This window comes from Amycolatopsis sp. WGS_07, from assembly GCF_045278895.1.
In the GTDB taxonomy this organism is placed as follows: domain Bacteria; phylum Actinomycetota; class Actinomycetes; order Mycobacteriales; family Pseudonocardiaceae; genus Amycolatopsis.
On sequence record NZ_CP136053.1, the window covers coordinates 3166399 to 3179837 of the forward strand.

Consider the following 13439-nt stretch of genomic DNA (forward strand, 5'->3'; position numbering starts at 1 on the left):
TGGACCCGCTCCCTTCCGGCTCCCCACTCAAGTAGTCGTTCGCGGCGGCGTGGACGTGACACCTTCTTCAGGGTTATCCACCCCCGCTGATCTGCGCTTTTTCGTTGCCGGGCAACAACTGGTCCGACGTGGTCCTTGCCACGCCTCCGGCGCTGCCGAGAGTGTCTGCGCGATTACCGGCCCGGCGACAGGCATACTCCGGCTCCCCGAACTCCCCGCCCGAGAGGATCCAGCGCACCATGGCCCGGCCGTTCCCCACCAAGCGCACCGTGCTGCTCGCGGTCGTGCTGCTCATCGCTGTCGTCGGGTTTTGGTACGGCCAGCGCGAAGTCGGCGACACCCAGTCCGAAGCGGCACCGGCGTCCGCCGCCGACGCGACGAAGCAGCTGTCCGAGCTGAAGATCGGCGCGCGCGGCACGATGACCGGCTATTCGCGCGACAAGTTCAAGCACTGGGACAGCCAGGGCGAAAGCTGCGACACCCGCGAGACCGTCCTCAAGCGCGCGGGCAAGGACGTCAAAGCTGGCAGCGACTGCAAGCCGACGTCGGGTACGTGGGTCAGCGTCTACGACGGCGAGACCTGGACCAAGCCGGGCCAGCTCGACATCGACCACATGGTCCCGCTCGGCCAGGCCTGGGTGAGCGGTGCGCGCGACTGGACGCAGGAGAAGCGCGAGCAGTTCGCGAACGACCTCACGCGGCCGCAGCTGTTCGCCGTGACGGCGAGCGTGAACCGGCAGAAGAGCGACAAGGCTCCGGACGAGTGGAAGCCGCCGCTGGTGTCGTTCTGGTGCACGTACGCGACCGACTGGGTCACCGTGAAGCACTACTACGGGCTGACGATCACGGACATGGAGAAGAACGCGCTGCAGGACATGCTGAAGCGCTGCCCAGCGTGACAAGCTGGGCACTATGGCGACATTCGCACTGATCCACGGGGGCGGCGGCAGCGGCTGGGACTGGCATCTGGTCGCCGCCCGGCTGAAGGCGGCCGGGCACGACGTCGTGGCCCCAGACCTGCCGATCGAGAACCCGCAGGCCACGCTGGCCGACTTCACCGACACCGTCGTCTCGGCGCTTGGCGACGCGTCGGATGTCGTCGTGGCCGGCCATTCCTACGGCGGGTTCACCGCGCCGCTCGTGGCGGAACGGGTCAACGCGCGGCTGCTCGTGTTCGTCGCCGGGATGGTGCCCGCGCCGGGCGAGGCTCCGGGGGAGTGGTGGGGCAACGTCGGCTTCGAATCGGCCGAGGGGCTGAGCACCGCCGAACAGTTCATGGCGGACGTTCCGGCCGACCTGGCGGAGGAGAACGAGCGCCGCGGCCGCGAACCGAACAGCGGCGAGTACAGCCTTCCGTGGCCGGGCGAGCGGCTGCCGGACGTGCCGACAAAGGTGCTGATCTTCCGCGACGACCGGTTCTTCGCCGCCGATCTGCTGCGCCGCGTCGCGCGCGAGCGGCTGGGAGTGGACGCGGACGAGATGCCCGGATCGCATCTCGCGCTGCTGAGCCGTCCGGACGAACTGGCTGACCGCCTGATGGCCTATTACGCGACAGTGGCTGGCTAACCAGGCGCTGTCCCAGTTGCGACATGTCACAACCGCGACACCGCGAGGTAGTGACGTGAACCCCGGCTCGCCCCGAATCTGGTGCGATGACGTGGAGATCACGAGCCATCACTCTCGGCTGCACGGGCGCACTGGTCGCGACACTCGGCCAGGCGGTGCCCGCGGCGGCCGAGCCCGCGAGCGGTTCACCGGCATCCGGTCCCGGTGAGCGGCACACGGTCACCCTGCTCACCGGTGACGTCGTGCAAGTCGAAAGCGTCCAAGGCGGACGGCAGATCGCGACCGTCCGGCCCGGCAAGGGACGGGAGAACATCCGCTTCACGCAGTCCGAAGTGGACGGCAAGCTGACGGTCACCCCGGCCGACGCCTTGTCGCTGGTGGCGGACAAACGCCTCGACAAAGCGCTGTTCAACATCACCGACCTGATCGCGCAGGGGTACACCGACGAGGCGACTCCCACGGTGCCGCTGATCGCGCACTACGCCAAGGGTGTCTCGGTCGCGTCTGTGCCGACGCTCGCTGCCACCACGCAGGGCGCGGCACTGCCGAGTGTGAACGGCCGTGCGGTGCGCGAAGACAAGAAGCGCGCCGGCGAGTTCTGGCAGTCCTTCACCGGTCCGCACGCGGCTTCCGGTGCGGTGGAACGGATTACGCTGGACCGCAAGGTGCACGCGTCGCTCGACCGCAGTGTCCCGCAGATCGGGGCGCCGGACGCGTGGGCGGCCGGGTTCGACGGGGCCGGCGTCGCCGTGGCCGTGCTCGACACCGGCTACGACCCCAACCATCCGGACCTCGCGGGCAAGGTCGCGAAGTCGGCGAACTTCTCGACCAGCCCGGACGTCGTCGACCGGTTCGGCCACGGCACACACGTCGCGGCGACCATCGCGGGCAGCGGCGCGGCGGCGGGCGGCACGCGCAAGGGCGCGGCCCCCGGTGCGAAGCTGTACGTCGGCAAGGTGCTCGGCGACGACGGCACCGCCTCGTCTTCCGAAGTCCTGCAAGGGATGGAGTGGGCCGCGAACTCCGGTGCCAAGGTCATCAACATGAGCCTTGGCGGCGGCGCGACGGACGGCACGGACGATCTCAGTGTCGGCCTCAACGAACTCACCGCCCGCACTGGCGCGCTGTTCGTGGTCGCCGCGGGCAACGACGGCCAGGACGGCGCGTCGACCATCGGCACGCCGGGCACTGCGGATTCCGCGCTGACCGTCGGCGCGGTGGACCGCAAGGACGAGCTGGCCCCGTTCTCCAGCATGGGCCCGCGGCTCGGCGACCAGGCCGTGAAGCCGGACATCACCGCGCCTGGCGTGGGAATTGTCGCCGCGCGTGCGGCCGGTACGTCGCTCGGTGAAGTGGTGGACCAGTACTACACCGCGGCATCCGGCACGTCGATGGCGACGCCGCATGTCGCTGGCGCGGCAGCGATTCTGGCGCAGCGATATCCACAATGGACCGCGCAGCAGCTCAAGGACGGCTTGGCCAGTACGTCGAAGCCTTCCGCAGGGCTCAACGCCTTCCAGCAGGGCGGCGGACGGGTGGACGTCGCGGCCGCGGCAGTGCGTCCCGGAGTTTTCGCGACCGGCACGATGAACCTCGGCCCGATCACCAACGACAGCGGTCCGGTGCGCAAGGAAATCACCTACACCAACACGACTTTCGCGCCGGTCACCATCACGCCGAAGCTCGACCTGCGGCGCGGCGACGGTGCTACGCCGGGCGATGCGGTGAAGCTGGATAAGTCCACTGTGGAGGTTCCGGCTAACGGGACCGCGACGGTGGCGATCACCGTCGATTCGGCCGCGCTGGTGCCGGGCAATTACACCGGCAGCGTTCTCGTCGGCGCGGTGCACACGACGGTCGGGCTGGTGAAGGAACCGCCGAAGCACAAGGTGACCGTCACCGGCATCGGCCGCGACGGCAAGGCGTACCCGATGGACATCCAGATCTTCGGCGACGACATGCGGTACGACATCGTCCGGGACATGGTCAGCGACCACCCGTTCGTCACCGAACTTCCGGAGGGCACCTACTACGCCCGCGCGATGTTCCACACCGGACTGGCTCCGGACGAGGAACTCGCGATCGTGCTCAAGCCCGAGTTCTCCCTGACCGGGGACCTAAACCTGGTGATGGACGCGCGGAACGCGGTGCCGGTGGAGATCAAGACGCCGCGGCCGTCGACGCTGGAAAACATCATCAGCAGCTACGCGCACCGCGAATTCGGCTCGCGCAAGATCTCGAACTACGTCATGGAATTCCCCGGCGTCCGGCACATCTACGTGACGCCGACGGAGAAGGTGAAGAACGGGACCTTCGAATTCGGCACCCGGTGGCAGCTCACCGCGCCGATGCTGACCGCGCGCACAGTGCCGTGGCTCGATCTCAAGACTGAACTGTTCTACTACGCGTCGTCCCCGACGATTTCCGGGTTCAAGTGGCTGGACGTCGTTCCGGTCGACGGCAACAAACCGGAGCAATATGCCAGGGCGCGCGGGAGAATCGCGTTGGTGACGCCGGCCAAGGACGGCACCGACCTCGATGCCGCGACTAAGCTGGCCGCCGCCGCGGGAGCCGCGATGGTGATGGTCGTCAGCCTGCCCGACGAGCACACGTACGCACACTGGCAGCCGCGCGGCAACCGGCTGCCGATTCCCGCCGTGCGGATCACGAACGACCAGGGCATGAAGCTGGCCAAGCGGGCCGCGCTCGGTTTCACCAGCATGGTTTTGGAGGGCACGCCGGTGAGCCCGTACCTGTACGACATCATGCAGGTGACGCACGACCAGATTCCGCAGAAAATCGTCTACCAGGTCAACGAGCGCAACAGCGCGACAGTCACCGCGAATTACCGCGCGACCGGCAAGGACGAATGGCTTTCCGAACAGCGCTTCGGCTGGCGTCCGTGGGAAAAGACCGCGATCAACCAGTATCAGCGGTATGCGCACACCGGAACGGTACGCGAGGAAATCGTCTCGACGGACGAAACGATCTGGCAGCACCGAGTGAACAACAAGCTCAGCTGGGACACGTTCCAGCCGCTGGCAGTCGGCATGCTCGAAAAGCCGCACACGCTCAACTCCGGACAGCGGTCGACGGAAACCTGGTACGCGCCAGTGGTCCGGCCGGCGATCCCGCGCGGGGCCGGACTGGAAACCTCGCGCACCGGCGACACTTTCGCCTTCCGTATCCCGGAGTTCGTCGACCCGGAAGCCTCGCACTACGCGTTTTCCGAGGCGGGCTTGGGCGAGGAACCGGACGAGGTGAGCGCGAAGCTTTACCAGGACGGAAAACTCGTCAAGGAAGGCCCGGCGGCGTGGGGCAAGTTCCCGGCTTCGGCGGACCCGGCGAAGTACCGGCTCGACCTGTCGCTGACCAAGTCCACTCCGGACTGGGCCTACGGCACGCACACCGAAACGTCGTGGACCTTCGGGTCGAAGCGGCCCGCCAGAAGGCAAAACGGACCTGCTTCCGTTGCTGCAGGTGGATTACGGCGTGCAAACCGACCTGACGCAGAAGACGCGGGCGGGACGTTCGCTGCCGGTCGAGTTCACCGTCCGCAACCAGGACGGTATGGCCGCGCCGAAGAATGCGCAGCTGACCGTCGAAGTGTCCTATGACGACGGTCGCACGTGGACGAACGTCAAGCGGATGGACAGCATCGGCGACGGCCGCTTCCGCGCCGTGGTCGACCATCCGCGGCTGGACCGGACCAACGGATTCGTCGCACTGCGCGTGCACGGCTCCGACGGTGACGGGAATGCGGTGCAGCAGACGGTGATCCGCGCCTACGGGCTCTCCTGAGAAAGAGGCAGCCGGATAACCCGCACGGTTATCCGGCTGCCGCGGGCTCGTCGAGCCAGCCCTGCCTGCTGACCTCCCACGCCAGCTGCATCCGGGTCTGCACCTTCATCCGGGACATCAGGTCGTGGATCCGCCGCTGCACGGTCCGCTGGCTCACCGCGAGCCGGGTCGCGATCGCCTTGTCGGTGACCCCCGCGACCAGCAACGACAGCAGATGCCGCTCGTCCCGATCCGGTCCGGTGCCGCCGGGGTCCTGCGGAGTCCCGTCCGCGCGCAGCGGCCACGCGCGTTCCCAATAGCTTTCGAACAACGCGATCAACGCGGCCAGCAGACTGCTCTCGCGGATCAGCGCGGCGGTCGGTTCGCCGGAGCCGTCGAGGTTCTGCACCAGCGGGCACAACGCGATGGTGCCGTCCGCGATCGCCAGCCGCACCGGCACGACGGTGGACGACCGCGCCTCCTCGCCGTGCCGGATCCCGTGCGCGACGTTCTCGATCATGCCGGGCTCCTCCAGCATCGCCCGCTCGTAGACGACCCGGTACCGCACCCCGCGAGCGAGCGCGTCGTACTCGTCGGCGTTCTCGCCGGACGCCATCGCGATGTGCCCGGCCCGGCAGAACCACAGCAGCTCGTGCCGGGCGCCGACCTGGATGTTCGTCAGCTGCTGCCGGATCGCCGCACTGCCGGTGATCACCTCGACCAGCTGCGTCGCGTCCCGTCTTCGCGCCCCGCCGCGGTACTCCTCGGCCATCCGGCTCACCGCGGTGCGCGCCCACTCCAGCGATTCCTGCCCGCGCATCAGCAACGGCCCGAACGCGACGTCCGGCGGCGACGGCGCGTACCGCGGCTCGTCCCCGGCGAGCAGGCTGACCAGTCCCTTGGCGTGCAGCGAACGCAGGATCGCCGACACCTGCGCCTGGCTCAGCCCCAGCTGCTCGGCCACCTGCCGCGGTCCGGCGTCGAACATCCCGACGAGGAGCCGGTAGACCCGCTCCTCGTCCCCAGTCACCCCGATTGCGTCCAGCATTCGGCGAGCGTAAGGCACTGGCAACGGGAGCGAACGAGACAAAACCGGACAGCGCCCGCCGGGGACCAGTCCCGGCGAACCGGACTACAACCGGGCCTCGCACCCCCGAACGAGAGGTTCGACGATGACCGGTGATCCCCCTCCCGCGATGTCCCCCGGCCCGGATGACCAGGCCTTCACCGGCGAACAGCACGCACGGACCAACCCGGACCGGCGGCCCGCGCTGTGGGTCGCCCTCGCGTCCACGGCGGTCTTCATCACCGGGATCGTCTTCTTCCTGCTCCCGGTAACTGCCCTTTATTACCTCGACGACGCCGGAAACCCGACCGGTGTCCGGACGATCTACGGAACGCGAAACGATCAGATGCTGGGACTGCCCGCGAATATCCTCGGTCAGGGCGATCCGCCGACGAGCACCTGGAGCATCCGGATCGGCTGCGGCACCGCACTCGATACCCCGCAGAGTCGACTGGGTGCCCAGGAACACGGCGCGGAAGGCTGTGCGGCGGCCGAACGGCCGCGGATGATCGTGGGCTGGCTAGGCGTCGGACTGGGGCTGCTCGGCGCGGTCGGTGCCGTGGTGCTCGGCCGCCGTCAGCTGAGGGCGAATGCAGCCCAGACGCATTTCCCGCCCTCGGCCGGGTCGTAACCCCAGCGCCGGGACAGCGCGCGCACGAGCTGGAGCCCGCGGCTGCGCGCCGCGGACGGAGTGATCGGTTCCTTCACCTGCGGAATGGCGGCCGAAGTGTCGAAGACCCGCACCATCAGCTCACCGTTGTCGAGGCGGAGTTCGAGCCGGTCCGGCCGGTCTCCGTGCTCGAAGGCGTTGGTGACCAGTTCGGACGTCGCCAGCAGCACGTCGTCGCGCACCTGGGCGGGGACGTCGAGCTGGGCGAGCGCGGCGCGGACCTGTGCTCGCGCGACGGCGGGCGCGGTGACGTCGTCTGGAAGCTCCAGGCGCACGGTGGCGGCGGCCGCCCCGGTGCTCCTGGTTGGCATCCTCGACGTCGTCATGGCCTTCGCACCTCCCGACCGCTTTGCTCGCAAGTGGTATCTACCCAACCGGGCCGAAGCCGAATCAGGTGCCCTCGGTGATGTCCGTCTCGGCCAGTCCGGTACGGAGCTTTTTCAGCGTCGCCGCGAGCAATCGCGACACCTGCATCTGGGAAACCCCGACGCGGCGCGCGATGTCCGACTGGCTCATCCCGGACCCGAAACGCAACGCCACGATCTTGCGTTCGCGTTCGGGCAGGCTGTCCAGCATCGGCCGCAGCGCCTCGCGCAATTCGGCCTGGCCGAGGTTCGCGTCCGGCGCGCCGAAGCGGGTGTGCGCGGAGTTTTCCAGCAGATTGTCCAGCGAGGCCCCGTAACGGCCTTGACCGGCCCGAAGACCCTCGTAGACGTCCTCGATCGGCACCCCGAGATGGCGGGCGATCTCACTGGGCTTCGGCGCGCGGGACAGCCGCACGGTCAGCTCCTCGCGCGCGGCGGAGATCGTCGCGTTGAGTTCCTTGAGCCGCCGTGGCACCCGGACCGACCAGCTGTTGTCGCGGAAGTGGTGCCGCAGTTCGCCGGAAATCGTCGGCACCGCGAAGGCCAGGAAGTCGGTGCCCTGCGCGGGGTCGTAGCGGTCCACCGCGTGGATCAGGCCGACGGTCGCGATCTGCACGAGGTCGTCCATCGCCTCGTCGCGGTTGCGGAATTTCCGGGCGAGATTGCGCGCGAGTTCGAGATGCTCGCGCACCAGCTGGTCCCGGATCTCCTCGCGGCGCGGCGACCGGTCGGGCAGCTCGGTCAGCTCGTGGAACAGTGCTGCCACGTCGGTGGGCTTGTCGCCGCCGGCGGGGTTCGTCACGAGCTGGCCGCCTCGCTCTCCCGGACCAGTTGCACCCGGGAGAGGTACCGGCCGTTCGCCGGGGTCACGGTGCGCCGCGCCGAGGTCGCGAGCGCGGTCAGCAGCTGCCAGGACAGGCCGGTCTCGTCGCCGTGGTCGGCGCGGTCGGAGACAACCGACACAGTGACCTCGATCCGGCCCTCCAGCCAGGAGAACACGCAGGTCAGCTTGCCGTCGGCGGCCGAGGGCAGCAGCATCGAACAGGCCTCGTCCACGGCCATCCGCAGGTCCTCGACCGCGTCGAGGTCGAAGTCCTGGCGCATGGCGATGTCGGCCACGATGGTGCGCAGAGTGGGCACCACGTGCGGGATAGCCGCCGTCCGCACCTCGATGAGCTGTGCGTCCTCGCGCTCGAGCGGGGCGTTCTCCTCCACGTGCTGTCCTCTCTCCGGCGTTGCCTCGCCAGTCTTTCGTGCCCGATCTGCCACATGCCCGGGGGGTGAGCAAACCAAACCCGGGTTTGACCGCCGCGACCGGCGGGCATGTAGCGGTCGAGTGCTGATCCCGGGAAAGGTGGGGACGACATGGCTGACGTGAGCCGACTGCCGAACGTGGTGGCCGAGGAGTGGGAGTGGCAGCTTCGGGGCTCGTGCCGCGGCGCGGACAGCAGCCTGTTCTTCCATACCGACAACGAGCGCGGTTCCGCGCGGGAGCGCAGGGAGTCCCGCGCCAAGGCGATTTGTCACACCTGCCCGGTGCTGGCCCAGTGCCGCAAGCACGCGATGACCGTCGAAGAGCCGTACGGAATCTGGGGCGGGCTCGGCGAGATCGAGCGCCGCGAGCTGTTCATGCGCGAACGGCGAGCGAAGCGCAAGACGGTGTCCGCCTGAGCCGTCCGGCCCCACGACCCGCGCGCCCACCTGCGGTGCGCGGGGTGTTGTGCGTCCGGCGGCGGCCCGCCCGCCGAGGTGTAGCCATGTGCCGACGCGGACTCAGTCACCCACTGGGTTAGGGTTGAGTCTCCAGATGCTTGGGACCGTGACACGGTTGCCGCTTGAGACTACAGGCGCGTACCGGCGCAGGAGCAGCGCCTGACGAGGAGAAACTGCATGCCCGCAGCCGACCAGAACGCCACTCCGCCCGGATTCGGCATCACGCTGGACACCGCGGCCGCCGAGCCGAGGGTGGTGGTCACGGGTGAGCTTGATCTGCTCACCAGCCCGCAGCTGCAGGAAGCTCTTGCCGGGTTGATCGCGGACAAGAATTCCCGTCGCGTCGTGGCCGACCTCACCGGGGTGACCTTCTTCGATTCTTCGGCGCTGAACGTCGTCCTGCACGCCCAGCGCCAAGCTGGCGAACAGAACGTCGAACTCGAGGTCGTGCCGAGCCCGGCGGTCAGCCGGGTGATCGAACTCACCGGCGTGGCCGAACACCTGAGCGTGTCGGAGGAACCCCCGGCCTGATCTCCCGATACGGTCGCGCGGTTCAGACTGTGCCGATCGTTGCTAATCCGGCCACAGTCACGGCCTCATGGCTTCGGCGCGACGGTTACGTGCCGTGCGGGGGTCGGCCTACTTTTGGCCGGATTAGCAAATGGCTCGCGACCTGGGGGACGACCATCATGATGGGGCGCACGCACGCCCTGACCGGCTGGTGCGCGGGGCTCGCCCTGGCACCCGCGGTCGGCGTCGGCACAGTGCACCAAGCGGTGGTCTTCGCGGCCACCACGGCCGGGTTCGCGCTGCTGCCGGACCTGGACCATCCCAGCGCCAGCGCGACCCGCCTGTTCGGGTGGCTCACCGGCGCGCTGTCCTGGCTGCTGCGCCGGGTGTCTGCAGCCGTATACGCGCTGACGAAAGGCCCGCGCGACGAGAAGGTGACCGGGACGCACCGGCACCTTTCCCACACCCTGCTCTTCGCAGTCGCCCTCGGCGCGGCTACCTCCGCCGGCTGTTCCGCTGGCGGAGCCTGGGCCGTCCTAGGCGTGTTGCTGTTCGGCCTGCTGCTCGCCGTCGCCGCGCTGGGCGACTGGCTGTTGCTGCCCTACGGCGGAGCGGTGGCCTGGTGGTACTTCACCGCACCGGATGACCGGGTAGCCCAGTTGGCGGACATCTCGGGCTGGCTCGGCGTAGCCGTCGCGGCCGGCTGTTTCGTGCACTGCCTCGGCGATTCGCTGACCCAGTCGGGATGCCCGTTCCTCTTCCCGCTGCCGATCGCGGGGGAGACCTGGTACGAGATCCGCCCGCCCAAACCCCTGCGGCTGCACACCGGGAAAAAGGTGGAGACCCGGCTGGTGTTCCCGGTGTTCGCGCTGGTGGGGGTGCTGCTGGTGCCCGGGGTGTGGGAGTGGACAGTGTCCACTGTGGAGCATTTGTTCACTCCGTCGGCGGCGCAGACCGCGACTCAGTAGCCCGCCGATACCGCTCCCCAAGAACCCGCAGCGCCGCAACCAGCTCAGGCGGCTCCGTAACCGTGAAATCAACCCCGAGCGACCCGAGATGAACAGCAAGCGTCTCGACGCTGTCCGCCCCCGTATCCAGCACGCACCGGTCCCCATCAACCGGCGTCACAGCGCCAATCGCGGGATTGATCCGCTCCGCAAGCCGCTCCGCGGAAACCTCCACCACGACCCGCGCCCGATACCGCCACGACGCTGACGACGCACCCCGCCGTACCCGGTCGACGGCCTCCTCCGGAAGCGAGCGAGGAACGAACCGCGGTCCACCCGGGGTGCGCAGGCTGATCCGGTCCACCCGGAAGTTCCGCCAGTCGTCGCGTTCGACGTCGAAGCCGACGAGATACCACCGCCGTCCCCAGTTGACCAGCTGATACGGCTCCACGTCCCGGCGGCTCTCGGCTCCGTCGTGGCCCCGGTAGTCGAACCGCACGCGGTCGTGATCGCGGCAGGCGGCGGTGAGCGTGCTGAGGGTGTCCGCGTCCACTCGCGGGCCGGGGTCGTCGCGGGGCACTGCGACGGCGTAGCGCTGGATGGCGTCGACCCGGCGTCGAAGCCGGGAGGGGAGCACCTTTTCCAGCTTGGCCAACGCGCGCAGCGAGGTCTCCTCGACTCCGGTGATCGTGCCTCCGGCGGCGGTGCGCAGCCCGATCGCCACCGCGACCGCTTCCTCGTCGTCGAGCAGCAGCGGCGGCAGCGCGGCACCGGCCCCGAGCCGATAACCGCCCACCGCTCCCCGGGTGCCGTGGACCGGATAGCCGAGGGTGCGCAGGCGTTCCACGTCGTTGCGGATGGTGCGGGCGCTGACCGACAGCCGTTCGGCCAGTTCGGTTCCGGTCCATTCGCGAGGCGTTTGGAGCAGCGAGAGCAGGCGCAGCAGCCGTGCCGAGGTTTCCAGCATTTTTTCAGTATCCCGTGCGAATAGGAACGTAGCTTGCCTAATCCCTTCCTACGGTGAGGCCAGTCCCAGAACAGCACGGAGGAAACACTCATGTATCTCGTCATCGGAGCCACGGCCCACTTCGGACGTCAGGCAGTGGAGGAACTGGCCGCGGCGGGCGTGCCGGTGCGCGCGCTGACCCGTGCGCCGGAGCGGGCCGGGCTCCCAGAAGGCGTCGACGTCGTCAAGGGCGATCTGACCAAGCCGGAAACCCTGCCGCCGGCACTGGCCGGAGTCGAGGCCGCTTTCCTTGTCCTGCAATACGGGATGGACGTCGCCCCGCTGCTGGCCGCCGCGGTCGAGGCCGGGGTGCGCCGGCTGGTACTGCTGTCCTCGGGAGCGGTCGTCCCCGGTGCCGACCAGCAGCCCGACGTGATCGCCCAGTACCACCGCGACGTCGAGCGGGCCGTCGAGGCGACCGGGATCGAGTGGACGTTCCTGCGGCTGCTCTTCCCCGCCATCAACTCGTTGACGTTCGCGATGCAACTCCAGGGCGGCGACCTCGTCCGCGTGCCCTACGCCGAAGCGGCTTTCAGCGCCGTGCACGAGCGGGACGTCGCCGAGACGGCCGCGCGGATCCTGATCGACGGCGGCCACGCCGGACAGGCTTACGACCTGACCGGCCCCGCCTCGCTGACCCAGGCGGAGCAGGTCCGGATCCTCGGCGAGACGCTGGGCCGCCCGCTCGCCGTCGAAGACCTCGATCCGGAACCCGTCCGGGAACAGATGAGCCAGTTCATGGACCCCGCGTTCCTCGCCGCGCTGTTCGACCTCATGGCCGCCACGGTCGGCAAACCCGCGCCAGTCAACGACCTCGTTGAGCAGATCACCGGGCACCCGGCGCGCACCTACGCGCAATGGGCCGCGGATCACCGAGCCGATTTCAGCGGCTGACCGCTTCTTGCGGCACGGGCGGTCCCGAGTAGTCCCGGGAGTGCACGATCCGCCCGTCCCGCACCGTCATCACCATCGCGTAAGTCGACGAATACCGGTTCCCGTCCATCTCCCAGTGCAGGTCGTACTCCACCACCAGCACCTCCGGGTCGGCGGTCTCGTGCACCACGACCCGGTCCGCCTTGGTGATCCGGCGGCGCTCTCCGGCCTGGTGAAAGCGTTTGCGCAGGTCTTCCCGGTCCCTCGTCACCTTCGGCACGCCAGCCGGAGCGAACGGGATCTCGAGCACGACGTCCTCGGAGTACAGGTCGGCGAGATCGTCCCAGCGGTTGTCCACGGCCGCGGCCAGGAAGCGGTCGAACACCGCCTTCGTCCCCATCAACGTGCTGGCCGCGCCGTTGTTCGGGAAGTCGCGGTACCGGGTGATCTCGCCGTCCCGCACGGTTAGCAATCCGGCCGACGACGGGAGCCGGTAGCTGTGGCCGGTGTGCGGATTGCGGCCCTCGGCGACGAGTTCGACGGCGAATCCGTCGGCGGTTTCGGTAGTGGTGACCTCGACTTTTTCCAGGCCGATCCGGGCTGCGACGGCGCTGCCCGCGCCGAGCGTGGCCAGCACGGCGTCCCGGCCGACGGAGCGGTGGCCGGTGAACGGGATTTCGTAGACGGCGTCCTCGGCAAGGACGTCAGCGAGCGGTGCGGCGTCGAAGGCGCTCAGTGCGTTCGCGACGATTTCGGCCACTTCGGACACGGTGCGGGGCATCGGAAACCTCTTCACGGGAGACAGGGGGATAATCGGAACGGGCAACCCGCTTACGACGATACGGAGTTGTCACTCCGGTTGTCAACGAGGGTCTGGAGATCTGAGACACGGTCAGAAGCGGCGGAGATCGTTCCAAGGAAGAATCGGACGACCGCACCACTT

The 13439-nt window shown here is 68.7% G+C and carries 15 protein-coding genes; 9 read left to right on the forward strand and 6 right to left on the reverse strand.

Going from position 1 to position 13439, the window contains the following annotated elements; genetic code table 11:
* Window positions 1-239: 239 nt before the first annotated feature.
* The 4 genes from RPX00_RS14980 to RPX00_RS14995 all read left to right on the forward strand — a co-directional run bounded on the left by RPX00_RS14980 (window position 240) and on the right by RPX00_RS14995 (window position 5367).
* On the forward strand, window positions 240-899 hold the full coding sequence (locus tag RPX00_RS14980; RefSeq protein WP_406640135.1) for an HNH endonuclease family protein: 660 nt from the start codon (window positions 240-242) through the stop codon (window positions 897-899).
* 13 nt (window positions 900-912) lie between these two features.
* Window positions 913-1566: an alpha/beta fold hydrolase gene (locus tag RPX00_RS14985; protein ID WP_406640136.1), complete on the forward strand. Its 654-nt coding sequence runs from the start codon at window positions 913-915 to the stop codon at window positions 1564-1566.
* A gap of 86 nt (window positions 1567-1652) precedes the next feature.
* Complete coding sequence (locus RPX00_RS14990) at window positions 1653-5183, forward strand: S8 family peptidase (RefSeq protein ID WP_406640137.1); 3531 nt, start codon at window positions 1653-1655, stop codon at window positions 5181-5183.
* The gene (locus RPX00_RS14995) at window positions 5137-5367 is read left to right on the forward strand and encodes a hypothetical protein (protein ID WP_406640138.1); all 231 of its coding nucleotides are present in this window, start codon (window positions 5137-5139) and stop codon (window positions 5365-5367) included. Before RPX00_RS14990 ends, RPX00_RS14995 begins: the two co-directional genes overlap by 47 nt.
* A 28-nt stretch (window positions 5368-5395) precedes the next feature.
* Here the strand turns inward: RPX00_RS14995 and RPX00_RS15000 are convergent, their stop codons facing one another.
* Window positions 5396-6394 carry a helix-turn-helix domain-containing protein gene (locus tag RPX00_RS15000; protein ID WP_406640139.1) on the reverse strand — a complete coding sequence of 333 codons (999 nt, stop codon included), beginning with the start codon at window positions 6392-6394 and terminating at the stop codon, window positions 5396-5398.
* 124 nt (window positions 6395-6518) lie between these two features.
* Here RPX00_RS15000 and RPX00_RS15005 point away from each other — a divergent pair, with 124 nt between their 5' ends.
* Window positions 6519-7043, forward strand: a complete 525-nt coding sequence (locus RPX00_RS15005; protein WP_406640140.1) for a hypothetical protein — start codon at window positions 6519-6521, stop codon at window positions 7041-7043.
* Here RPX00_RS15005 and RPX00_RS15010 read toward each other — a convergent pair.
* From RPX00_RS15010 to RPX00_RS15020, 3 genes are all read right to left on the reverse strand, one after another.
* On the reverse strand, window positions 6989-7408 hold the full coding sequence (locus RPX00_RS15010) for an ATP-binding protein (RefSeq protein ID WP_406640141.1): 420 nt from the start codon (window positions 7406-7408) through the stop codon (window positions 6989-6991). The two genes, RPX00_RS15005 and RPX00_RS15010, sit on opposite strands and share 55 nt — an antisense overlap.
* A gap of 64 nt (window positions 7409-7472) precedes the next feature.
* Window positions 7473-8249, reverse strand: a complete 777-nt coding sequence (locus tag RPX00_RS15015) for a SigB/SigF/SigG family RNA polymerase sigma factor (RefSeq protein ID WP_378301673.1) — start codon at window positions 8247-8249, stop codon at window positions 7473-7475.
* Window positions 8246-8662 (reverse strand): anti-sigma factor, encoded by a 417-nt coding sequence (locus tag RPX00_RS15020; RefSeq protein WP_182893754.1) that lies wholly within the window; start codon window positions 8660-8662, stop codon window positions 8246-8248. The genes RPX00_RS15015 and RPX00_RS15020 overlap by 4 nt, the downstream gene beginning before the upstream one ends.
* Before the next feature lie 150 nt (window positions 8663-8812).
* On the opposite strand from RPX00_RS15020, the gene RPX00_RS15025 reads away from it, so the two are divergent.
* From RPX00_RS15025 to RPX00_RS15035, 3 genes are all read left to right on the forward strand, one after another.
* Window positions 8813-9118, forward strand: coding sequence for a WhiB family transcriptional regulator (locus tag RPX00_RS15025; protein WP_378301671.1), 306 nt, complete (start codon window positions 8813-8815; stop codon window positions 9116-9118).
* Window positions 9119-9337: 219 nt separating this feature from the next.
* The gene (locus tag RPX00_RS15030; protein WP_344287754.1) at window positions 9338-9691 is read left to right on the forward strand and encodes an STAS domain-containing protein; all 354 of its coding nucleotides are present in this window, start codon (window positions 9338-9340) and stop codon (window positions 9689-9691) included.
* Between the two features lie 161 nt (window positions 9692-9852).
* The gene (locus RPX00_RS15035; RefSeq protein ID WP_406642926.1) at window positions 9853-10638 is read left to right on the forward strand and encodes a metal-dependent hydrolase; all 786 of its coding nucleotides are present in this window, start codon (window positions 9853-9855) and stop codon (window positions 10636-10638) included.
* On the opposite strand, the gene RPX00_RS15040 is transcribed toward RPX00_RS15035, so the two are convergent.
* A complete protein-coding gene (locus RPX00_RS15040) occupies window positions 10604-11584 on the reverse strand; it encodes a helix-turn-helix transcriptional regulator (RefSeq protein ID WP_406640142.1) in 981 nt (326 codons plus the stop codon). The two genes, RPX00_RS15035 and RPX00_RS15040, sit on opposite strands and share 35 nt — an antisense overlap.
* Before the next feature lie 90 nt (window positions 11585-11674).
* Between RPX00_RS15040 and RPX00_RS15045 the strand changes: the two genes are divergently transcribed.
* Window positions 11675-12517: an NAD(P)H-binding protein gene (locus tag RPX00_RS15045; protein WP_406640143.1), complete on the forward strand. Its 843-nt coding sequence runs from the start codon at window positions 11675-11677 to the stop codon at window positions 12515-12517.
* Here the strand turns inward: RPX00_RS15045 and RPX00_RS15050 are convergent.
* A complete protein-coding gene (locus RPX00_RS15050) occupies window positions 12507-13277 on the reverse strand; it encodes a nuclear transport factor 2 family protein (protein ID WP_406640144.1) in 771 nt (256 codons plus the stop codon). The two genes, RPX00_RS15045 and RPX00_RS15050, sit on opposite strands and share 11 nt — an antisense overlap.
* Window positions 13278-13439: the final 162 nt, after the last annotated feature.

Excerpts from the sequence above, each read along its gene's own strand:
- RPX00_RS14980 (WP_406640135.1), top strand. The coding sequence starts at position 240 with ATGGCCCGGCCGTTCCCCACCAAGCGCACCGTGCTGCTCGCGGTCGTG.
- RPX00_RS14985 (WP_406640136.1), top strand. The coding sequence starts at position 913 with ATGGCGACATTCGCACTGATCCACGGGGGCGGCGGCAGCGGCTGGGAC.
- RPX00_RS14990 (WP_406640137.1), top strand. The coding sequence starts at position 1,653 with ATGACGTGGAGATCACGAGCCATCACTCTCGGCTGCACGGGCGCACTG.
- RPX00_RS14995 (WP_406640138.1), top strand. The coding sequence starts at position 5,137 with ATGGCCGCGCCGAAGAATGCGCAGCTGACCGTCGAAGTGTCCTATGAC.
- RPX00_RS15000 (WP_406640139.1), bottom strand. The coding sequence starts at position 6,394 with ATGCTGGACGCAATCGGGGTGACTGGGGACGAGGAGCGGGTCTACCGG.
- RPX00_RS15005 (WP_406640140.1), top strand. The coding sequence starts at position 6,519 with ATGACCGGTGATCCCCCTCCCGCGATGTCCCCCGGCCCGGATGACCAG.
- RPX00_RS15010 (WP_406640141.1), bottom strand. The coding sequence starts at position 7,408 with ATGACGACGTCGAGGATGCCAACCAGGAGCACCGGGGCGGCCGCCGCC.
- RPX00_RS15025 (WP_378301671.1), top strand. The coding sequence starts at position 8,813 with ATGGCTGACGTGAGCCGACTGCCGAACGTGGTGGCCGAGGAGTGGGAG.
- RPX00_RS15030 (WP_344287754.1), top strand. The coding sequence starts at position 9,338 with ATGCCCGCAGCCGACCAGAACGCCACTCCGCCCGGATTCGGCATCACG.
- RPX00_RS15035 (WP_406642926.1), top strand. The coding sequence starts at position 9,853 with ATGGGGCGCACGCACGCCCTGACCGGCTGGTGCGCGGGGCTCGCCCTG.
- RPX00_RS15040 (WP_406640142.1), bottom strand. The coding sequence starts at position 11,584 with ATGCTGGAAACCTCGGCACGGCTGCTGCGCCTGCTCTCGCTGCTCCAA.
- RPX00_RS15045 (WP_406640143.1), top strand. The coding sequence starts at position 11,675 with ATGTATCTCGTCATCGGAGCCACGGCCCACTTCGGACGTCAGGCAGTG.
- RPX00_RS15050 (WP_406640144.1), bottom strand. The coding sequence starts at position 13,277 with ATGCCCCGCACCGTGTCCGAAGTGGCCGAAATCGTCGCGAACGCACTG.